At 66.8% G+C, this 19,758-nt stretch carries 22 protein-coding genes; 10 read left to right on the forward strand and 12 right to left on the reverse strand.

Annotated elements, in window-relative coordinates; translation table 11 throughout:
- Positions 1-16: 16 nt before the first annotated feature.
- Complete coding sequence (locus tag LPA35_RS01645; protein WP_055402288.1) at positions 17-220, forward strand: hypothetical protein; 204 nt, start codon at positions 17-19, stop codon at positions 218-220.
- An 18-nt stretch (positions 221-238) separates the two neighbouring features.
- Here LPA35_RS01645 and LPA35_RS01650 read toward each other — a convergent pair whose 3' ends face one another.
- On the reverse strand, positions 239-1,525 hold the full coding sequence (locus LPA35_RS01650; RefSeq protein ID WP_228894632.1) for a sensor domain-containing diguanylate cyclase: 1,287 nt from the start codon (positions 1,523-1,525) through the stop codon (positions 239-241).
- A 91-nt stretch (positions 1,526-1,616) separates the two neighbouring features.
- Here LPA35_RS01650 and LPA35_RS01655 point away from each other — a divergent pair, with 91 nt between their 5' ends.
- Entirely contained in the window at positions 1,617-1,961 is a 345-nt protein-coding gene (locus LPA35_RS01655) for a DUF6172 family protein (protein ID WP_218299443.1), read from the forward strand.
- Positions 1,962-2,012: 51 nt separating this feature from the next.
- Here LPA35_RS01655 and LPA35_RS01660 read toward each other — a convergent pair whose 3' ends face one another.
- Positions 2,013-3,293, reverse strand: coding sequence for a DEAD/DEAH box helicase (locus tag LPA35_RS01660; RefSeq protein ID WP_228894633.1), 1,281 nt, complete (start codon positions 3,291-3,293; stop codon positions 2,013-2,015).
- 212 nt (positions 3,294-3,505) lie between these two features.
- Here LPA35_RS01660 and LPA35_RS01665 point away from each other — a divergent pair, with 212 nt between their 5' ends.
- The 5 genes from LPA35_RS01665 (at position 3,506) to LPA35_RS01685 (ending at position 5,399) form a co-directional block, all read left to right on the forward strand.
- Positions 3,506-3,976, forward strand: a complete 471-nt coding sequence (locus LPA35_RS01665) for a DUF2721 domain-containing protein (protein ID WP_121506890.1) — start codon at positions 3,506-3,508, stop codon at positions 3,974-3,976.
- Entirely contained in the window at positions 3,973-4,335 is a 363-nt protein-coding gene (locus LPA35_RS01670) for a translation initiation factor Sui1 (protein ID WP_228894635.1), read from the forward strand. Before LPA35_RS01665 ends, LPA35_RS01670 begins: the two co-directional genes overlap by 4 nt.
- A 13-nt stretch (positions 4,336-4,348) precedes the next feature.
- A complete protein-coding gene (locus LPA35_RS01675; protein WP_228894638.1) occupies positions 4,349-4,603 on the forward strand; it encodes a DUF3820 family protein in 255 nt (84 codons plus the stop codon).
- Entirely contained in the window at positions 4,600-5,136 is a 537-nt protein-coding gene (locus tag LPA35_RS01680; RefSeq protein WP_228894639.1) for a hypothetical protein, read from the forward strand. Before LPA35_RS01675 ends, LPA35_RS01680 begins: the two co-directional genes overlap by 4 nt.
- Before the next feature lie 89 nt (positions 5,137-5,225).
- Positions 5,226-5,399 carry a LiaI-LiaF-like domain-containing protein gene (locus tag LPA35_RS01685; protein WP_171012331.1) on the forward strand — a complete coding sequence of 58 codons (174 nt, stop codon included), beginning with the start codon at positions 5,226-5,228 and terminating at the stop codon, positions 5,397-5,399.
- 33 nt (positions 5,400-5,432) lie between these two features.
- Here LPA35_RS01685 and LPA35_RS01690 read toward each other — a convergent pair whose 3' ends face one another.
- A complete protein-coding gene (locus LPA35_RS01690) occupies positions 5,433-5,873 on the reverse strand; it encodes a group III truncated hemoglobin (protein ID WP_228894640.1) in 441 nt (146 codons plus the stop codon).
- Positions 5,870-6,640, reverse strand: a complete 771-nt coding sequence (gene ytfE / locus LPA35_RS01695) for an iron-sulfur cluster repair protein YtfE (protein ID WP_228894641.1) — start codon at positions 6,638-6,640, stop codon at positions 5,870-5,872. The genes LPA35_RS01690 and ytfE overlap by 4 nt, the downstream gene beginning before the upstream one ends.
- Before the next feature lie 92 nt (positions 6,641-6,732).
- Between ytfE and LPA35_RS01700 the strand changes: the two genes are divergently transcribed.
- Positions 6,733-7,263: an Rrf2 family transcriptional regulator gene (locus tag LPA35_RS01700; RefSeq protein WP_228894643.1), complete on the forward strand. Its 531-nt coding sequence runs from the start codon at positions 6,733-6,735 to the stop codon at positions 7,261-7,263.
- Between the two features lie 52 nt (positions 7,264-7,315).
- On the opposite strand, the gene LPA35_RS01705 is transcribed toward LPA35_RS01700, so the two are convergent.
- From LPA35_RS01705 to serB, 5 genes are all read right to left on the reverse strand, one after another.
- The gene (locus LPA35_RS01705; RefSeq protein ID WP_228894644.1) at positions 7,316-8,338 is read right to left on the reverse strand and encodes a helix-turn-helix transcriptional regulator; all 1,023 of its coding nucleotides are present in this window, start codon (positions 8,336-8,338) and stop codon (positions 7,316-7,318) included.
- Positions 8,339-8,368: 30 nt separating this feature from the next.
- Positions 8,369-10,477: a xanthine dehydrogenase family protein molybdopterin-binding subunit gene (locus LPA35_RS01710; RefSeq protein ID WP_228894645.1), complete on the reverse strand. Its 2,109-nt coding sequence runs from the start codon at positions 10,475-10,477 to the stop codon at positions 8,369-8,371.
- The gene (locus tag LPA35_RS01715) at positions 10,474-10,938 is read right to left on the reverse strand and encodes a (2Fe-2S)-binding protein (RefSeq protein WP_228894646.1); all 465 of its coding nucleotides are present in this window, start codon (positions 10,936-10,938) and stop codon (positions 10,474-10,476) included. Before LPA35_RS01715 ends, LPA35_RS01710 begins: the two co-directional genes overlap by 4 nt.
- A 157-nt stretch (positions 10,939-11,095) precedes the next feature.
- Entirely contained in the window at positions 11,096-11,677 is a 582-nt protein-coding gene (locus LPA35_RS01720; RefSeq protein ID WP_228894647.1) for a redoxin domain-containing protein, read from the reverse strand.
- 22 nt (positions 11,678-11,699) lie between these two features.
- Entirely contained in the window at positions 11,700-12,413 is a 714-nt protein-coding gene (serB, locus tag LPA35_RS01725; protein WP_228894648.1) for a phosphoserine phosphatase SerB, read from the reverse strand.
- Positions 12,414-12,643: 230 nt separating this feature from the next.
- Here serB and LPA35_RS01730 point away from each other — a divergent pair, with 230 nt between their 5' ends.
- Together LPA35_RS01730 and LPA35_RS01735 are read left to right on the forward strand one after the other, a co-directional pair.
- Positions 12,644-14,302, forward strand: a complete 1,659-nt coding sequence (locus tag LPA35_RS01730) for a serine hydrolase (protein WP_228894654.1) — start codon at positions 12,644-12,646, stop codon at positions 14,300-14,302.
- A 253-nt stretch (positions 14,303-14,555) separates the two neighbouring features.
- Positions 14,556-14,774 carry a hypothetical protein gene (locus LPA35_RS01735; RefSeq protein WP_055400951.1) on the forward strand — a complete coding sequence of 73 codons (219 nt, stop codon included), beginning with the start codon at positions 14,556-14,558 and terminating at the stop codon, positions 14,772-14,774.
- 476 nt (positions 14,775-15,250) lie between these two features.
- Here LPA35_RS01735 and LPA35_RS01740 read toward each other — a convergent pair whose 3' ends face one another.
- The 3 genes from LPA35_RS01740 to mfd form a co-directional block, all read right to left on the reverse strand.
- Positions 15,251-15,439, reverse strand: a complete 189-nt coding sequence (locus tag LPA35_RS01740) for a DUF3149 domain-containing protein (protein ID WP_228894656.1) — start codon at positions 15,437-15,439, stop codon at positions 15,251-15,253.
- Between the two features lie 94 nt (positions 15,440-15,533).
- The gene (locus LPA35_RS01745; RefSeq protein ID WP_228894658.1) at positions 15,534-16,193 is read right to left on the reverse strand and encodes a hypothetical protein; all 660 of its coding nucleotides are present in this window, start codon (positions 16,191-16,193) and stop codon (positions 15,534-15,536) included.
- Positions 16,194-16,266: 73 nt separating this feature from the next.
- Positions 16,267-19,731: a transcription-repair coupling factor gene (gene mfd / locus LPA35_RS01750; protein WP_228894660.1), complete on the reverse strand. Its 3,465-nt coding sequence runs from the start codon at positions 19,729-19,731 to the stop codon at positions 16,267-16,269.
- Between the last annotated feature and the right edge of the window lie 27 nt (positions 19,732-19,758).

Here is a 19,758-nt window from a genome sequence, read left to right on the forward strand (position 1 = left end):
ATGGGGAAGATGCTCCATGAACCGCACAGACGTACTCATCGCCATTGCCGAGATTGCGCGGACGGGCGGTGCCTCTGCGCCCGAAGACGCCATCTCGCAGCTTGCCGTGATCATTGATGGCCTGGAGCTGTCGAGCAGCGGCTCTGAACAGGTGATGGAGATGCTGCTGCGGATTGCCGCCTGCCTGTGGAACCTGCAGCAGGAACGCATGCGTTGGTAAGGCGCAGCCGCAGATAGGTTATTCGGCTACTTGGCGATTCGGCTGTTCGCCCAAGGGTTCCAGCGAAGCGATCTGGTCGCGCCCCTGGTTTTTGGCCAGGTACAGAGCCTGGTCGGCGCGGTCGAGCATGTCGCGCAGGCTGCGGTCTGCCTGGCGGAAGGTGCTCAGGCCCAGGCTGGCCGTGATGCCGTAGGCGTGGCCTGCCTCGTCGCTCAGTTGCAGGGCGCGAACGCCATGCAGGATGCGTTTCGCCACTTCCAGGCCCTCGGCCATGCTGGTCAGCGGCAGCAGCACGCCAAACTCTTCGCCGCCCAGTCGGCCCACGGTGTCGCTGGCGCGCAGCTGGTTTTTGACGGCCTGCGCAAACGCCACCAGGGCGCGGTCGCCTTCAAGGTGGCCAAAACGGTCGTTGATGGATTTGAAATGGTCCAGGTCCAGCATCAGCAGCGTGAGCGGCTCGCCATTGCTGCGTGAATGGGCATACACCGACTCCGCACATTCCAGAAATGCGCGGCGGTTGGCCATGCCGGTGAGCATGTCGGTGGTGGCCAGGCGCTGCAGCTCGCGCTCCAGGTTCTTGCGCTGCGTCACGTCGCGGTAAATGCCCTCCACCCCTGCGAAATTGCCAGCATGGTCGTACAAGGCGTGGCTGCTGATGGAGATGTCGATCACGGTGCCGTCGCGCCGCACCATCTGGCCCGGAAAATCCGACACCTCGCCATGCTCCATGATGGCGGCCTTGAACGCGTCTCGGTCAGTGCTTTGCGGGTAGTACGACTCGGCCGTGCGGCCCTCGATTTCGTGGGGCTCGTAGCCCAGCACCCGGCGCACGCCAGGGCCCACATGTTGCACGATGCCCTGGGCATCGGTGCGGTAGTAGACGTCCTGCATGTTCTCAAAAAGGCGACGGAAGTTCTGCTCGCTCTCGCGCAGCTGGGCCTCGATCTCGCTCTGGTGGGTCATGTCCAGACCACACATCAGCACGGCGGGGGCTCCGTTCCACTCCACAGCCACGCTGCTGATGAGCACCATGCGCAGGTTGCCCTGCAGTGTGCGGATGCGAAATTCAGACGATTTGTTGGGCCGGCCGCCCTGTTCGGGCACAGCGACCTGCTGGATGCGGTTGGTAGAGCGCACCTGGTCCATGGGATGCACAAAATCGCCCGAGAGGCGGCCTATCAGGCTATCGGTGCTGGGCGCTTCCAGCAGCGCCATGCTGGCAGCGTTGGCAAAGCGGATGGCGCCCTCCTGCGTGACGAGCACGGCCGCTGGCAGTGTGTGCAGCAGACTGAGGTCGTGGAACATCGGGCTTGGCGGTAACCAAAAGTAATGCACCATTGTGGCACTGGGGTGCCCGGCTGGGAATCTATATCTGTCACAGGCGGTACCATCACCCATGAGAAAAACTTTCCAACTCCATGTTGAAGGCAAGAACCGGGACCGCGTTCTGGATGCCGTCAAGCACGAAATCCGCAAGTACATCAAGCGCGAACGGCGCCGCGACCTGCCCGAAGGCGCTGATTTTTGGGACTTTGACTGCCAGTTTGGTCCCACCAAGGAAGACGCCACCGTGGCGCACCTGTCGGCCTTGACCGGGCTGATCAACGGTGTGGCCGCTGAGGGCGGCGCGCAGTTCTATGTCGAGATTCTGGCCAAGCCCGCCAAGCGCACGCCACGGGCGCCGGGCGAGCCGCAAGGCGCTGATGAGGATGGTATGGACGAGGGCGACGAAGAGGTCTGAAACTCAGGCTGCTTGGGCGGCCGCCCTTCACGGCGCTTCCAAAGGCTCCTTTCAGGAGCCTTTTTTGTGGGCGGCGGGGGGCGATTCCGGAGCTGCCGCTGCTGCTGCGCGCAGTTTGTCCTTTTTGCTGGGCCGCTTGCCCTTGATGCCGCCAGTGCCCTGGGGATCTGTGGATGAAGCGGGCGCAGGGGCCTCGGTGGGTTCAAAACCCGCAATGTGTTCGCGCGGGATGGTGAGGTGCTGACGTTTTTCGATGAGGCGGAAATGTGCTTCGGCATCGGCCGTCACAAAGCTCACGGCCACACCGCTCTCGCCCGCGCGGCCCGTGCGGCCGATGCGGTGCACATAGTCCACGGCCGAGCGTGGCAGGTCGTAATTGACCACCGCAGGCAACTGCGCAATGTCGATGCCGCGTGCGGCCAGGTCGGTGGTCACCACTACCTGCCAGCGTTCATCCTTGAACTCCTGCAGCACCTGTTTGCGCGCGCCCTGGCTCAGGCCGCCGTGGAAGGGCGTGGCAAAGATACCCGCTTTGTAGAGCTTTTCGGCCACATGCTCGGCCGCGTATTGCGTGGCCACGAACACCAGCACGCGCGACCAGTTGTGTTCCTTGACCAGATGGCGCAGCAGCTGGGTGCGGCGGCTGGCGTCCACTGCAATGGCCCGTTGCTCGATGGCGGGCTCGTTGCCCGGGGTGTGGGGCACCTCCACGCGCACGGGGTTCTTCAGCAGGCCATCGGCCAGCGCCTGCACCGCCGCAGGGAAGGTGGCCGAGAAGAACAGGTTCTGCCGCTGCGCAGGCAGCAGCGCCAGCACGCGCTGCAGTTCTTCGGCAAAGCCCAGGTCCAGCAGGCGGTCGGCCTCGTCCAGCACCAGGTGCGCCACGGCCGACAGGCGCAGCGCGTTGTGGTCTACCAGATCCAGCAGGCGGCCCGGCGTGGCCACCACAATGTCTGCGCCGCCACGCAGGCCCAGCATTTGCGGGTTGATCGAGACGCCGCCGAACACAATGGCCACTTTCAGCGGCTGCTGCAGGTGCTGTGCCAGGCTGCGCAGCACCTCGCCCACCTGGGCGGCCAGCTCGCGCGTGGGCACCAGCACCAGGGCGCGCACCCGGCGTGGGCCGCCGGTGGCGCTCAGCTGCAGCTGCTGCAGCAAGGGCAGGGCAAAAGCGGCTGTCTTGCCCGAACCCGTCTGGGCGGCTCCCAGCAGATCAGCCCCCTGCAGGATGGCCGGGATGGCCCCCGCCTGGATGGGCGTGGGCGCTACAAAACCCGCTTTTTCTGCAGCGTGGACAAGGGCAGGGGACAAACCGAGGGAGGCAAAGGGCATGGAGGCAGCGCTGGGGCGGCGTTGAAAGGGGGACGCACAACAGCGCGAACGGTGGGAAGGGATGGGGCGATTGTCGCCGCAGTTGCTGCCGAAGCCCCTGCACGCGCGCCAGGCAGTCAAGGCCGTGGTGCGCAGGGCCTGGCTGCGCGCGCCATCACCCTGATAATTGGGCCACCGGCGGTTCGCCGGTTTTTCCTTTGTTTCTAAGCACCATGGCCCTCACCCTTGACTCCTCTGCCATCACCCACGGCATCCAGCTGGCGGTGGCCCCCGTGTTTTTGCTCACGGCCGTGTCCGGCATGATTGGCGCTGTGGCGGGCCGGTTGGCCCGCATCATCGACCGGGCCCGCGTGGTGGAAGACCGCGCCCGCGCCAACACCGAGCCCGAGTTTCTGGCCCGCGCCTACAACGAACTGGCCGACTTGCGGCTGCGTGGGCGGCTGGCCAATGGCTGCATCGGGCTGCTCACGTTCTGTGCGTTCCTGATCGGCATCACCATCATCCTGCTGTTCCTCGGCGAGACCACCAACTTCCAGTCCAACCGCCTGGCCGTGGCGGGTTTTCTGGCGGGGGTGGCGTCGTTTTTGCTGGCGCTGGTGTGTTTTCTGACCGAGACCATGCTGGCCACCCGGCTGCTCAACTTTCACATGCTGCAACAAGAGGTGGAAGGAAAAAAGCCATGAAGTCGTTGGCTGACCTGGGCGGCCTGGTGTATTCCACCGAGTCCGGCCGCATGTGCCCCGACTGCCGCCAGCCCGTGGCGCAGTGCACCTGCAAGCAGAACAAGCCTTTGCCCACCGGCGACGGCATCGTGCGCGTATCCCGTGAAACCAAAGGCCGGGGCGGCAAGGCTGTGACCCTGGTCAAGGGCGTGCTGGTGGACGCGGCCGCACTGGAGCAGCTGGGCAAGCAGCTCAAAGCCGCTTGCGGCAGCGGTGGCACGGTGAAGGACGGCGTGATCGAAGTGCAGGGCGACCATGTGGCGCGCGTGATGGCCGCACTGCAAAAGCTGGGCCACAAGGTCAAGCGGGCAGGCGGCTGAGGAGGGCTGTCCGATGGACTCGGAAAAATTGCAGCGCCTGGTCACCACCGAGATGCCCTACGGCAAATACAAAGGCACGCTGTTGGCCGACCTGCCCGGCAACTACCTGAACTGGTTTGCGCGCGAGGGCTTTCCCAAAGGCGAGCTGGGGCAATTGCTGGCACTGATGCACGAGATTGACCACAATGGGCTGTCGGACCTGCTCGCGCCATTGCGCGCGGTAGGCGGTGTCGCGCCGACCCAGCCACTGAAAAAGGAAATCCCATGAAGGCCACGCCGGCTGTTGTCACGTTGTGTGTGATGGCGCATGTGGGGGCCGCGCAAGCAGCCTTTTGCACCTTTCCTATCTTCGATGGCCCCTATCGCAACGTTTCTGCGGCGGGATACGCATCGGCGGATCGGCCCGTGATCGCTTGCACCATGGTGCAGAGCGATTCCGCCCAGTACGGGGCCACGGCTGTGATGGCCGAGACGCTGGAGGGTGACGCGAAGCTGGAGGTCCGGTATACCGACAAGCCCTATCCCGTTCGGATTGCTGACGACTGGCGGCAAGATCTGTCACCCTATTATCAGGACGTGCTGAGAGTGCGCCTTCGCGCCCCTGCGCGCGAGACCGATGCGGCCCTGGCGCTGACTGCCGCACCCGGCGCACCCCTCGGCATGGGGTTCGGCATGTGTGTCTACGGCTATCCAAAGGCCGGCACGGCCTGGACCAGCGTGTCCATTAGCAGCCTGGGCAAATATGTTGCTGCCAGCGACACCTGCTATGAGCCTCCCCCGCTTTACTTCGAGCGCAACTGATGGCGGCGGCCCAGCGGTCTCCTGCCATGGGCAGGCGTGGGCAGGCATGTGATACTGACTCCAGTCACAACAACTCCGAGGGAATGCACATGAAAGGCCATATCGCAGCGATCGTCCTGGTCGTTTTGGGCGTGTTTTTTCTGCTGACCAATCTGGGGCTGATCAGCATCAGTCTGCGCGAGCTGCTGCGGGTGTGGTGGCCGGTGGCGCTGATCGCGGTGGGCCTGGCGCTGTTCTTCACACCGGGCGACAAGAAGAAGTAGCCCTGGCGCAAAGACCCAGGCAAAGGCCTGGGCTCAGCGCTCGCCGTGCTCGCTGCGCGGCGGCACAAACGCCGGGTCGCTGCTAAAGTAGCCCCGAAACAGGTTGCGCGCAATGCCATGCGCCGCCACCTGCAGGTCGTGCGCCACCTCGGGGGCAAACAGGCCGCTGGTGTGGCGCTGCCACAGCCCCACCCAGGCCGCAAAGTGGGCGGGCGTCACACCCTCCAGCACCATGTGCTTGCCAAATACGTCGCCCTTGAAGCTGCGCGTGCCAAGTGCCACGGTGCTCCAGAAGTCCACCAGCCGCTGCAGGTGGGCGTCCCACTGGCCGTGCAAGGCCTTTTCAAACACGGGCCCCAGCAGCGGGTCCTGGCGCACATCGTCGTAAAAGCCATGCACCAGCTGCGTGATGCTTTCCACGCTGGGTGGTGCGTGTGCCCCAAGACCCTCGGGTGAAGTGGTTTGCAGGTTCATGCCTGCAGTGTGCCCCCGCCGCTGCACGCGCAGCCTGACGGACCGCAACCTTGCGACGAGGGCGCTGCGCCGGCTTCGAACGCCGGGAACAGCACGTTGTTCTCCAGGTGGATGTGGTTGATGAGGTCATCGCCCAGCTGGGCAATGCCTGCATACAGCGCGCGCCAGGTGTTGCACGCGCCTTGGGGGGGCGTGGCGTCGTTGGTCAGGGCGTTGAGCTTGTCCAACGCTTCGCCGTGGTCCACGTGTTCGGCGCGCATCATGCCGATGGGCTGGCCCACAAAGGGGTTGCCGCCGCTCTGGAGCATGGGGAACAGCACCTGCTCTTCCTTGAGCATGTGCGAGAGCAGCTCTTCGTGCATGGTTTCCAGGTGGTCGGCCAGTCCGGCGGGCACATGGGGGTTGTCGCGGTGCACGGCCTCCACGCGGCGGGCCATGCGGATCAGCTCGGGCAGCTGCTGGCGGTGCACCTCGTGGTAGCGCGCCAGGATGTGGTCGATCAGTGCGCTGGGCGATGCGGCTTCGGGCACGGCGTCGCTGCGTTGCAGGGCCGCCAGCTCGGCCAGCACGGCGTTGGCGTCCAGCCCCTTGTCGGCCGCCGCCTTCGCCAGGCTCACCTGGCCGCCGCAGCAAAAGTCGAGCTTGAGCCGCCGAAAAACCGCCGTGGCACCGGGCAGTTGCACCGCGATCTGGCCGATCTGCTGGTCGGCGCTGAGCGGGGCGGGGTGGGCGGAGGCAGATTCCAGGTGGTCAACGCGGGCATTCATGGCGGGTCCTTTTAAAGATTCATTTGATATGAATATTTTATTCAATAAAATTCGTCCTGCATACCTCTTTCAATTGACCTGCGGCAAAAACCATGCGCCTGACCCAATGGACCGACTACACGCTGCGCGTGCTCATGTACTGCGCAGCCACCGAAGGCCGCGAGCAACCTGTAACGATCATCGAGGTGGCCGAGGGCTACGGCATCTCGCGCAGCCACTTGATGAAGATCGTGCAGCAGCTGGCCGCCCAGGGGCTGCTGGAGACCACGCGCGGGCGGGGCGGTGGCATGCGGCTGATGGTGCCGGCGTCGGCCATCAACATCGGTGCCGTGGTGCGTGCCACCGAGACCGACTTCAACCTGGTGGAATGTTTTGACCCCGGCACCAACCAGTGCCGCCTGAGCAACCACTGCCGCCTCAAAGGCGTGTTGTGGCAGGCCATGCAGGCCTACCTGGCGGTGCTGGACAGCGTGACGCTGGCCGACCTGATGGCGCCGGCCGCTGCGGGTGGGGCGGCTGCACGCGCCCTGCTGCCCACGGTGGCGCTGCCCCAGGGCGGCGGCGCCATGCGCAAGCGCGCCCCCGTTGCCGGGTTGCCCTCCAAACCCGAAAATATTGAATAAAAATGGCCCATAGCGCTCGATAGATATCGACTTTTAGCTATCAAATTGATAGTTAATCCGACCCTCGCTTGCCTCCGACGGCAAATGCCTGCCGGTAGCGCGCCGGGGTCAGGCCCACATGGCGTGCAAATTCGCGTGTGAAGTGGGGCTGGTCGGAAAAACCGCACGCAAACCCGATTTCTGCGAGGCCGTGAGGGCTCTCCAGCAGCCATTGCGCGGCCACGCGCGCGCGAGCCTCGGTCACGATGTGGCGGCAGCTCAGGCCGCTGTCGGTCAGCGCCCGCTGCAGGCTGCGGCGGGCCAGGCCGGTGTGCCGGGCCAGTGCATCCACCGTGTGCTGCGCGGCCGGGTCGTGCAGCACATGGCGCGCCAGCTGGTGCGCTAGCGTCGGCCAGGGCAGTGCGTCGCACAGGTGGGTGGCGGGCTGGGGCTGCTGGGTGGGGGGGGTGGACGCGTTGCTGTCGTGAGGTTCCCAGTGCAAGGTCCAATGACCCAGCAACCTGCGTGCGGCCAGTGGTGCCAGTTGGGCGTGCAGTTCGGCTGGGGTGGTGGCTGGGGCTTCCATCCGCAGGTTCACGCGGTGGCCTGCGGCCTCGGGCGCGCCGATCTCCACCCGCAACCCGCGCATGCCCAGGGCCTGGCTGGCACCCACCAGCACACCAAGCACGGCCAGGCTTTCGGTGGGGTGGGGTTCTTCCGGCACACCGGGGCGCGCGTGGTGGCGCAGTGCCAGCGTGCCCGGGGCGCTGGCGGTGACGCTGACCTGGTGGCGCGAATGCACATACCGCTCCAGCCGCTGCCAGCGCGTCAGCAGCTCAGGCACGCTGGCCGCACCCAGCAGGGCGCGGTGTACCGGGTCCCCCGCCAGCAGTTCCACCCGCTGCGCCAGCTGCAGCAGCGTGCCCAGGCCGCCCTGATGCAGCACGGCTTCGACCACGCTGCGTTTGTAGGCCAGGGGCACATGGCTGGCGGCCAGCCCGTCGGCACCCGGTGGGGGCGGTGGCGGCACCAGGACGTGCGCGGCCATGGCGCGCACCAGCAGGCGGACCATGGCGGCGCTGGCAAAGTCTTGCATGGGCGGATTGTGCCGTTGGTGCTGCGTGATTCAGCTCCGCGTGCTCAAGGCCCGCAGCACATCCGCGCTGCGCACCGGCAGGTGGGCAAAACGCACGCCGGTGGCGTCGCGCAGCGCGTTGGCGATCGCTCCGGCCCCGGCCACCATGGCGGTTTCTCCGGCACCGGTGGGCGGCGCGCTGCTCTCGATCAGGTGCACATGCAGCGGCGGCACGTCGCCCATGCGTGGCAGCGGGTAGTCGGCAAAGCTGGCAGCGGCCACGCCCGAGCGGGCCACGGGCAGTTGCTCGTGCAGCACCATGCCCACGCACCACACGAGGTTGCCCTCGGTCTGCGCGCGCACGCCGTCAGGCTGCAGCACCAAGCCGCAGTCGTGCGCGCACCACAGCGCCGTTACGCGCACCTGGCCGGTGGCGCGTTGCACCTCCACGTCGGCCACGGCGGCGGCGTAGCTCACGCCCTTATAGATACCGCCTGCGATGCCGCGCCCGCGCAAGGTGGTGGCGTCGCTGGCGGGGCGCTCGGGCCATCTGGATTCTGCAGCGGCACTGCGCAGCACCTGCGCCAGGCGTGCATCGGTGGTGTGCTGCAGGCGCCAGGCCAGCGGGTCGGCCCCGGCTAGGCGCGCGCATTCGTCCATGGCGCTTTCCACCACCAGGGTGTTGGGCCCCGCGCCCAGGCCGCGCCAGGGGCCGGTGTGCACGGGCAGGCGCTGGGCGGTGAACTCGATGCGCTGCTGGGGCACGTCGTACGGCATTTGTGCGCCGCGCGCCACGCCGCTGTCGCCCGCCAGGTCGGCCAGGGTCTGCATCCACACCGGCATGGCGGCGGGTGTGAACAGGATGTGGCTGCTGGCCAGCGCATGCCACCAGTGGGTGATGCGCCCGCCCTGCACGCGCGCCCGCACGCGGTGGCTGGAGGCCGGGCGCTGGAAGCCCTGGGCAAACTCCTGCGCGCGGCTCCATTGCACCTTGACGGGCGCCCCCACCGCCTGGGCGAGCACGGCGGCCTCCAGCTCCACCGTGCACAGCGTGCGGCCGCCAAAGCCGCCGCCGATGCGGCAGGCCTGCACCTCGATGCGTTCGGCATCCAGGCCCAGCTGGCGAGCGAGCACGTCGCGCATGTAGAACAGGTCTTGGGTGCCCGCCCATACCTTCAGGGCGATGCCTTGGTCTGCGGCGGCCAGCCAGTGCGCCGTTGCGCTGCGCGGCTCTATGGGCGCGTGGGCGGCCAGGGGCACGTCCATGCGCAGGTCCAGCGTCCATGCTGTGTCTGTGGGCAGGTTGTCCTTGCGCAGCCGGTGCTGCAGCGCGCCCCGGCGCAGGTGGGTGTCGATGTCGATGCGCTCGTCGATGGCGGCCTGCTCGAAGGCGCTGCCATCTTCCACCTGCCATTGCACGGCCAGGGCGGCCTCGATGCGGTCGAGCGCCGAGGGCGTGCGCGCCACGATGCCCAGGCCCAGGCTGCCCATCCGCGCGAGGCGCGGGTGCTGCACCACGGCCACGCAGGCTGGGTCGGCGCGGGCGGCCGTCTCATCCCACGCTTGCGGGCGTGAGGTGATTTCGGCCGACACCGGTGCGCGCAGCACGCGGCCATAGAGCAGGCCGGGCAGGCGCGTGTCGCCCGCAAACAGCGGCTGGCCGGTGACGAGGGCGTGCAGCTGGCCCGGTGCCACCGCAGCTTCTTTGGTGGCCCCGGTGCGCGGCTGCAGGCTGCGCAGCGCATTGGCCGGGATGTCACGCGCGGCCAGCGTGCCTGTGGTCTGGCCTTGCGCCAGGGCCTCGCGCAGCGTGGCGCAGGCGCGGGCCAGGGGCAGGGCAAAGTCCTGCACGCTGGCGCTGCCCACAGTGGCGCGCACGCGGGCGATGTGGCGGGTGCTGGGCAGTTGCAGGTGCACCTGTGCGGGCGGCACACCCAGCTCGGCAGCGGCCAGGCCCTGCATGGCGGCGCTGATCTGCTGGCCCATTTCGGCGCTGGGCAGCCACAGGGTGTAGCGGCCGTTTTCGTGCCGTATCCAGCCCAGCGCGTCATCGGCGGTGGAGGTGGGGCGCTTGGGGGTCACCGGCACCAGGCTGCAGCCTGCGAGCGTGACGGTGAGCGCCCCGGCGCCCGCCGCTGCCAAGAACTGGCGGCGCTTCATGGCTTCGCACCCCCGGCAGCCTGGTGGATGGCCGCGCGCACCCGGTGCTGGGTGCCGCAGCGGCACAGGTGGGCCGACATGGCGGCGTCGATCTGCGCATCGCTCGGGCGGGGCGTGGCGCGCAGCAAGGCCACGGCGCCCATGATCTGGCCGCTCTGGCAATAGCCGCACTGGGGCACGCGCAGGTCCAGCCAGGCCTGTTGCACGGGGTGCAGCGTTCCGTCGGGCGCCGCCAGCCCCTCGATGGTGGTGACGGCGCGCCCCTGCAGCCCGCGTGCGGTGTGCAGGCAGGCGCGCTGCGCCACGCCGTCGATGTGCACGGTGCAGGCTCCACATTGGCCCATGCCGCAGCCAAAGCGGGTGCCCGTGAGGCCCAGGGGCTCGCGCAGCAGCCAGAGCAGGGGTTCGTCTTCCCAGCCGGGTGGTACGGGCTGGGGCTGTTGGTTCAGGGTGATGTGCATGCGGGCCTCCGTGGGTGGTACGGGGCCAGTGTGCAAAGGCGGAGGCGGCTGGTCTTGAAGATCTGCGCCAAACAGATCAGAGCGGCAACTTTGGCGTCGGGCCGGGGATTTGAATGAAAATGGCCTCCAGCGCTTGTTCATAAAGTGCTAGCAGCTATCATTTTTGAAGCATTGCACTCCACTGCGGCATAGTCTGCGCCCACCACAGCCGTAGGCGCATGGCCCATTCGGGTGTGTAGCCCGAGGTGGCAAACCGCACCTGGCCGTGCGCGTCGATGACCACCAGTGCAGGCACGGCGCGCACGCCCCAGCTGCGTGAAAGGGTGCCCTGCGGGTCCACCGCCGTCTGCCAGGGCATGCCGCGCTGGCGCTGCACCTGCGCCACCTTGTCGGCGTTGCCCGACTGCATGGCCACACCCAGGAGGGGCCAGTCGGAGGAGAGGCTGGCGATGCTGGGCTCTTCGAGCTTGCAGACTGCACACCATTCGGCCCAGAAGTGCACGGCCACGGCCTGGCCGGGGTGCTGGGCACGCCACTGGGCCAGGGTGGTGGGGGCGGTAGCGCCAGCGCTGGGGGCCATCACCAGCGCCACATCGGGCGCAGGGCCCTGGGGCAGGTCGCGCGTGCGCCAGGTGTCTACCGCCACGATGGCGACCCAGGCGAGCGCGAGGGTGGCCAGGTGCTGCTTCCAGCTTTTGCGCAGGGACTGCGCGGCACGGGTGGCAAGGGCCTTCAGCATGGCGGGGCCGTGGTGTCGCGAATCAGCGCAGCACTTCCAGCAGCCGGTCCAGCCCGCCCTGGTTGATGGCCACCTTGGCCTGCGCGCGCACGGCGGGCTTGGCGTGGTAGGCCACCGACAGGCCAGCCGCGCCCATCATGGGCAGGTCATTGGCGCCGTCGCCCACTGCAATCGCCTGCTGGGGCGAGATGCCCATGAGCGAAGCCACTTCCAGCAGCGTGCGGCGCTTTTCGGCGCCATCACAGATGTCGCCCCAGGCCTGGTCCACCATGCGGCCGGTGAGCAGGCCGTTTTCGACTTCCAGCACATTGGAGCGGGCAAAGTCGATGCCAAGCCCGGCTTTGACGCGGTCGGCAAAGAAGGTGAAGCCGCCTGAGACCAGTAGCGTGGTCAGGCCCGCCGCCTTGGCGGCGGTGATCAGCTCCTTGGCGCCTGGGTTAAAGCGCAGGCGCTCGGTGAACACCTGCTCCATGTGCTGCACGGTCACGCCCTTGAGCAGCGCCACGCGCTGGCGCAGGCTCTCCTTGTAGTCGGTGATGATGCCCTGCATGGCCGCTTCGGTGATGGCGGCCACCTCGGACTTGCGGCCTGCGGCGTCGGCAATTTCGTCCACGCACTCGATGTTGATGAGGGTGGAGTCCATGTCAAACGCGATGAGCTTGTAGCTCGACAGGGACAGGGGGGCTTCAATGCCCTGGACAACAAGGCCGGGCGCGAATTCGGTAGCGTGGGTCATGGCAGAACGTGGGAGTCGTTTTTTTGGGGGAGCACAACCTGCAATGGTATCGCCCGCGCCTGCGTACTCGACAGCCCCAAACCGTATCGCCCCGCAGGGCATAAATTCTGCGGCTCGCGGCCGAGAGAGGTTGCTTCCAGCTCTTGGGTTTGCCTGGGATGCGGACGATGTGCAGTAAGTGCCCATGGGCGCATATGATTTCTGCACAACATGCACTGAGGGTACTGACGATGGCCATGCACAGAGACGGCAACGCGGGAGAGAAAGTCTCCGCGACATGGATCAACCGAAGGCAGGCCACGGCCGCACTGCTGGCCAGCGCGACGGTGCCTTTTACCCCAGCGGTAGCGCAGGATGCAGCGGCCCCCGCATCACCTGCCGCATCCCCCGCTGCATCGGCTGCCGAAGCCCCTCTCGCCGCTATCTGGCCTGCTGACGACTGGGCAGAAAGCACGCCCGAGGCGCAGGGCATGGACTCCGCAGCGCTGGCCAAGCTCGTCGACTTTGGCGCAGCGCAGGGCATGGACAGCCTGCTCGTCACCCGACACGGCAGCCTGGTGGCCGAGGCCTTCTATGCCCCGTACCGCGAGGGGCTCAAGCATGCCGTCAACTCCACCACCAAGGGTGTCGTCGCCACGCTCACCGGCATGGCCATCCAGGACGGGCTGATCGCCTCGCGCGATGCGCCCGTGCTCGACTTCTTTGCTGACCGCAAGGTCGCCAACGCCGATGCCTCCAAGAAGGCCATGACTGTGGGCCACCTGCTGGACATGACCTCGGGCCTGAACTGGATCGAGCCGCTCAGCGACGCCGTGCCCGAGACCATGCTGCAGCTGACCCGCACGCGCGACTGGCAGGGCTTTGTGCTCGACCGGCCCATGGCCCAGGCGCCCGGCACGGGCTTCAACTACAACAGTGGCAACACCCATCTGCTCTCGGCCATCCTGGCGCACAAGACTGGCGGCAGCACCCTGGCCTATGCGCAAAAACGCCTGTTCGGCCCCCTGGGCATCACCGACGTCCGCTGGCGCAAGGACCCGCAGGGCCTGGAGGTCGGCGGCTGGGGCCTGTACCTGCACCCGCGCGACATGGCGCGCATCGGCTACCTCTACCTGCGCAAGGGCCAGTGGAACGGCCGCCAGCTGCTGCCCGCCGCCTGGGTGGAGCAGGTCTTCAATCCCGTGGTGGACATGGGCTTTGGCACCAGCAACGGTGCGCCCGCCTTCAAGTACGCCAACGGCTGGTGGAGCATCCCTTCCAGGCGCGCGTATTTCACGGCCGGCTTCAACCGCCAGCTCATCGTGGTGCTGCCCGACCTCGACGTGGTCGTCGCCGTGACCGGCCGGCGCCACTACCCGCTGCCCCTGTTCATCGACCACATCACCGCCGCCGTGCGCTCGCGCGAGCCCCTGCCTGCTGACGCTGCCGGGCAGGACCATCTGGCCGCCCGTATCCGCGACGCCGGGGTGGAAAAGCCCAGCGCCATCCCCACCACCACGCCCGAACTGGCCGCCACCGTCTCACGCAAGGCCTGGCTGCTCGAGCGCAACGGCATGGGCATCCAGCGCCTCGTGCTGGATCTCACGCCCGCCAACCCGCGCTATGAGGTCACCTTCGACAGCGGCCGCCCCGATTTGCCGCGCGAGCCGGTTGCCGGCCCGCTGGGCCTGGATGGGAAGTACCGCACCGCGCAGCAGGGACCCCATGCGGTCATCGCCATCAAGGGCCACTGGCTTGATGCGCAGACCTTTCAGCTCATCTCGCGCTCGGTGGCGGATGGCGAGGTCACCGTGGTCACGCTGAAATTCGAGGACGGCGGGAAGGCGGTGAATGTGGGGCTGGAGAACAACTGGGGGTTCAGGGCGCAGGTGCGGGGGCGCGGGGAGTAGCGTTTCGGCTTTGCGCGACCATCGGCAATGAAGCTACCAGGTTCAGCGCCACGGTGACCAGCCCGGCTCTGGCCAGTTTCTTCCATGATCAGGGCTGGATGGTCGCGTTTCCCGAGCGCCGGGGGCTCGGCGTGCCCCGGTTGATATTGGCGCTCTCGGCCGCATGTTGATGGTTGTCAGGTAGCCTTGGGCTTCCACTTCCCAGCACCAGCAGGTGCCCTCGCCAGCAAGACCCGCTACCGATAGACCACCGATGAAGACCATTGACGAAATGCTGCACCTGGACTTGCTCACCGCCGAGCAGCACGTTGACATTAGTGCATGGATTGCGCAGTCAGCCTCTCCCGAAGAAATACTGCAGATGCCTGCGCCCCTGTGGCAGGCCCTGGAGCGCGCCAGCAAAGTGATGGGCATCGACGAGGACCTTTTGCGACCACCGTCGTTCGATGCGGACAGTCTGGCGCTGGGCTAAGAACCTGTTCAAGATCTTTTCAGGGTCGCACGAGTACCTTGCCGGGAGGGGATGCAAGGCGCGGGGTGCAGCCAATAGCCCGGCTATTGGCAAGCGCCGCAACGCCGCGGACCGCCCGGCAAGGCACTTGCCCGAAGGGTTGGAGCGAAATCGGGTGATTGGACGCCCCGGCTGCTTGCATGGGCATGAGCCCATGCGGCGCATCCGAAGCTTCCACGTCCATTACGATGGCACTCCAATGCGATCCCCGAAAAGATTTTGAACAGGTTCTAAGACGTTTGTGCCGCTGGCGGCAAGCTTGGCTTGGGTGTCCGGGTCGAAAAGGGCGGCATGCACTGCGCGCTGGAGTTTGTCGGCAACGGGCCGTGGACCATGGCAGAACGTGGGAGCGGTTTTTTAAGGGCTACAGCCCGTAAGAGCATCGCCTCCTCGGCTTCCCCGTGCCGGGCTAAGGCGCTCAGACCGTGCGGGCCGGATCAGCGCGAAGGCGGCAGGCTCTTGCCGTTGCCCGTGCGCCCGGCGGTGGCGGGGTTGGGCGTAGGTGGTTCGTTCATCTTGACCAGGAACATGCGCAGGAAAAACGCGGCCATGCACAGCATGAACCCGATGCCAATGATGCTCATCAGCCCGTAGTCGGTAGAGAAAAGATCGTTCAGCAGCTTCATGGTGGGGCACTCCTTGTTGGTGTGGCATCCACTATCGCGCTGCAAAGGCGGATACCCCTTGCGCTGTGTCAACCATCGCTGCAGCAGCCGAGGCTCAGTCCGGCCGGGGCAAGTACAGCCGGTCCGACCATGTGGCCAGCCACTCGGGCTTGAAGGCCACAAAAATCGCCGCGAGCATGCCGGTGACAAACCCATCGCCCCAGGCCATGAGCCAGCGCGCCACCAGCGACAGCTCATCGCCCACGCCGGGCAGCAGGTGGCCGCTCCACTGCGACAGGACGCCCGCTGCAAACACACAGACCACCGTGCCCAGAAACGCACGGCCCAGCACATAGACAAACGGTTTGGTGCCCGTGTAGCGCCGCAGCAGCGCACCCAGGCCCAGCCCCAGCGTGGCGGGCACCACGCCCAGCCACACCGTGGCACCCAGCGCATCGGCCCAGGCCATCGCTGGGGAGATCAGGCAGGCCACGATGCCCACGCCCATCAGCACCGGGATCGCCAGCGGCCAGCCCAGCATCAGCACCACGAGGCAGGCGCCCGACCATTGCAGCTGCAGCGGCATGGCGTGCAGTGTGGGCAGGGCCCACAGCCAGGGCAGGAAGACCAGCGTGGCGAGCAGTGGCGTCCACAGCGCAGACGGCGCGCCCTGCGTCTCGTGTGCCAGAGGCTTGCGGTTGGCCAGCATGCGCCAGGGACGGGCCGCCAGAGCGGTAACCAGAGCGACGAGGGCGAGGGCGGCTTCCAGCCACATGGTTCTGTTCGCTATGCTATTAATAGCTACTAGCGCTTTTCAGATAAGCGCTAGAGGCCAATTTCATTAAAAATCAAGCAACCACCAGTGGCTGCCCCAGGCTGCGCAAGATGTCCCGCACCATCTGCGCCCGGTCCTTGGGTTCTTTCAGCTCGCGCTCGATGCGCAGCTTCTCGTTGCCCGCCAGCTTGATGTGCTTGTTTTTCTGGATCAGCTCGATGATGCGCATCGGGTCGATGGGCGGCTGGGGCTTGAAGGTGATGTTGATGACGCCAGGGGCCGCATCCACCTTGACCACGCCGTAGGGCTGGCTCAGCACGCGCAGGCGGTGCACGTCAATCAGGGTCTGGGCCTGCGGCGGCAGCTTGCCGAATCGGTCCACGATCTCTTCGAGCAGGCCGTCGATCTGGTCGGGGTTCTTGGCCGTGGCCAGCTTCTTGTAGAACGACAGGCGCAGGTGCACGTCGCCGCAGTAGTCGTCGGGCAGCAGGGCGGGGGCGTGCAGGTTGATGTCGGTGGTCACGGACAGGGGCGACAGCAGGTCCGGCTCCTTGCCGGCCTTGAGCGCCTTGACGGCTTCGTTGAGCATCTCGTTGTACAGCTGAAAGCCCACCTCCAGCATGTTGCCGCTCTGGTTCTCGCCCAGCACCTCGCCCGCGCCGCGGATCTCCAGGTCGTGCATGGCCAGGTAGAAGCCGCTGCCCAGTTCTTCCATCTGCTGGATGGCTTCAAGCCGCTGCTGCGCTTGCTTGGTCAGTCCTTCCACGTCGGGCACCATGAGGTAGGCGTACGCCTGGTGGTGGCTTCGGCCCACGCGCCCGCGCAGCTGGTGCAGCTGCGCCAGGCCGAACTTGTCGGCGCGGCTCATGATGATGGTGTTGGCGGTGGGCACGTCGATCCCGGTCTCGATAATGGTCGAGCACAGGAGGATGTTGTAGCGCTGGGCCACGAAGTCGCGCATCACGCGCTCCAGTTCGCGCTCGGGCATCTGGCCGTGGGCCACGGCGATGCGGGCCTCGGGCAGTATCTCTTCGAGCTTCTGGCGGCGGTTCTCGATGGTCTCCACCTCGTTGTGCAGGAAGTAGACCTGGCCGCCGCGCTTGAGTTCGCGCAGCACGGCCTCGCGGATCACGCCCGTGCCCTCGTTGCGCACAAAGGTCTTGATCGCCAGGCGTCGCTGCGGCGCGGTGGCGATGACCGAGAGGTCGCGCAGCCCTTCGAGCGCCATGCCCAGCGTGCGGGGGATGGGCGTGGCCGTGAGCGTGAGCACGTCCACCTCGGCGCGCAGGGCCTTCATCTGCTCCTTGTGGCGCACGCCGAAGCGGTGCTCCTCGTCGATGATCAAGAGGCCCAGGTTGTGGAACTTGGTGGATTCACTGAGCAGCTTGTGCGTGCCCACCACGATGTCCACCGTGCCGTCGCCGATGCCCTTGATGGCGGCGGTGATCTCCTTGCCCGAGCGAAAGCGCGAGACCTCGGCCACCTTCACCGGCCATTTGCTGAAGCGGTCCACCAGCGTCTGGTAGTGCTGCTCGGCCAAGAGCGTGGTGGGCGCGAGGAAGGCCACCTGCTTGCCGCCCGTGACGGCCACGAAGGCCGCGCGCAGCGCCACCTCGGTCTTGCCGAAGCCCACATCGCCGCAGACCAGGCGGTCCATGGGGCGGGGGCTGATCATGTCCTGGATCACCGCGTGGATGGCGGCGTTCTGGTCGGCTGTTTCTTCAAAGCCGAAGTCGTTGGCAAAGGTCTCGTAGTCTTGCGGGCTGTAGCGGAAGGCATGGCCTTGGCGTAGCGCGCGGCGGGCGTAGATGTTGAGCAGCTCGGCCGCGCTGTCGCGCACCTGTTCGGCGGCCTTGCGCTTGGCCTTTTCCCACTGGCCGCTGCCCAGCTTGTGCAGCGGCGCCTCGTCGGCGCTCACGCCGGTGTAGCGGCTGATGAGCTGCAGCTGACTCACGGGCACATACAGCACCGCTTTGTCGGCGTATTCGAGGTGCAAGAACTCCTGCATGGCGGGCGTGCCGTCGGGGTTCTTGTTGCCCACGTCCATGTTGACCAGGCCGCGGTAGCGCCCGATGCCGTGCTGGCTGTGCACCACCGGGTCGCCCACGTTCAGCTCGGCCAGGTCCTTGATCAGTGCCTCGACATCGCTCACTTGCTCCTGTTTCTTGCGCCGGCGCGTGGTGGGGCCTGCGGCAAACAGCTCGGTCTCGGTGACGAAGTCGATGCCGTCCTCGATCCAGCTGAAGCCCACGGTGAGGCCCGCGGTGGCGATGCCCACCTTTTCGTCGGCTGTGCCCTGGAACTCGGCCAGCGAGTCGAAGGCCGGTGGGTTCACGCCGCTGGCGCGCAGAAAGTCGAGCAGGCTCTCGCGCCGCCCATCGCTCTCGGCCAGCAGCAGCACCCGGTGCTGGGTGTTACGGAGGTGGGCGTGCAGGCGCGCCAGCGGGTCCTCTGCCCCGCGCACCACCGAGAGGTCGCCGAGCTTCTGGAAGTGGGGGTTGTCGGCAATGTCCTCTACCCCGGGGCGGATGGACAGCTGGGCATGCTCCTTGGCGCGCGTGTAGAACTGATCGGCTGAGAGGAACAGCGCCTCGGGCGGCAGAGCAGGCCGTTCGGGATCGCCCTGCACCAGGCGAAAGCGGTCCTTGGTGTCCTGCCAGAAGCGCTGGAACGCGGGCTCCAGGTCGCCATGCAGCACCACCGTGGCCTCGCCGCCCAGGTAGTCGAACACGGTGGCCGTTTCGTCGAAGAACAGCGGCAGGTAGTACTCGATGCCGGCCGTGGCCACGCCCGCGCCCATGTCCTTGTAGATGCGGCTCTTGGTCGGGTCGCCTTCGAGCATCTCGCGCCAGCGGCTGCGGAATTTCGCGCGCGCGTCGTCGTCCATGGGGAACTCGCGGCCGGGCAGCAGGCGCACTTCGGGCACGGGGTACAGGCTGCGCTGGCTGTCGGGATCGAAGGTGCGGATGCTGTCGATCTCGTTGTCGAACAGATCCACGCGGTAGGGCACCAGCGAGCCCATGGGGAACAGGTCGATCAGCCCGCCGCGCACCGCGTATTCGCCAGGGCTGACCACCTGGGACACGTGGCTGTAGCCTGCCAGCGTGAGCTGGGCCTTGAACTTGGCTTCGTCGAGCTTTTGCTTGACCTTGAAGTGGAAGGTATAGCCCGCCAGGAAGGAGGGCGGGGCGAGGCGGTACAGCGCTGTGGTGGCAGGCACCAGCACCACGTCGGCTTCACCCTGGGAGATGCGCCATAGCGTGGCCAGCCGCTCGCTGATCAGGTCCTGGTGTGGCGAGAAGGTGTCGTAGGGTAGCGTCTCCCAGTCCGGGAACAGCGCGCAGCGCAGGCCAGGCGCAAAAAAGGCCATCTCGTCGATGAGCCGCTGCGCATCGGTGGCGTCGGCCGTGACGATGGCGGTGGTGCGGCCCCCTGCCTTGTCACGTCCGGCCAGACGGGCCAGTAGAAGGGAATCGGCGCTGCCCACGGGGCGGGGCAGGGTGAAACGTTTTCCGGGGGAGAGTTTGGGCAGTTCCATGCGGACGGTGTCGTCTGGGCCCACCGC

This window comes from Acidovorax sp. Leaf73 (genome assembly GCF_916855635.1).
Classification (GTDB): domain Bacteria; phylum Pseudomonadota; class Gammaproteobacteria; order Burkholderiales; family Burkholderiaceae_C; genus Acidovorax; species Acidovorax facilis.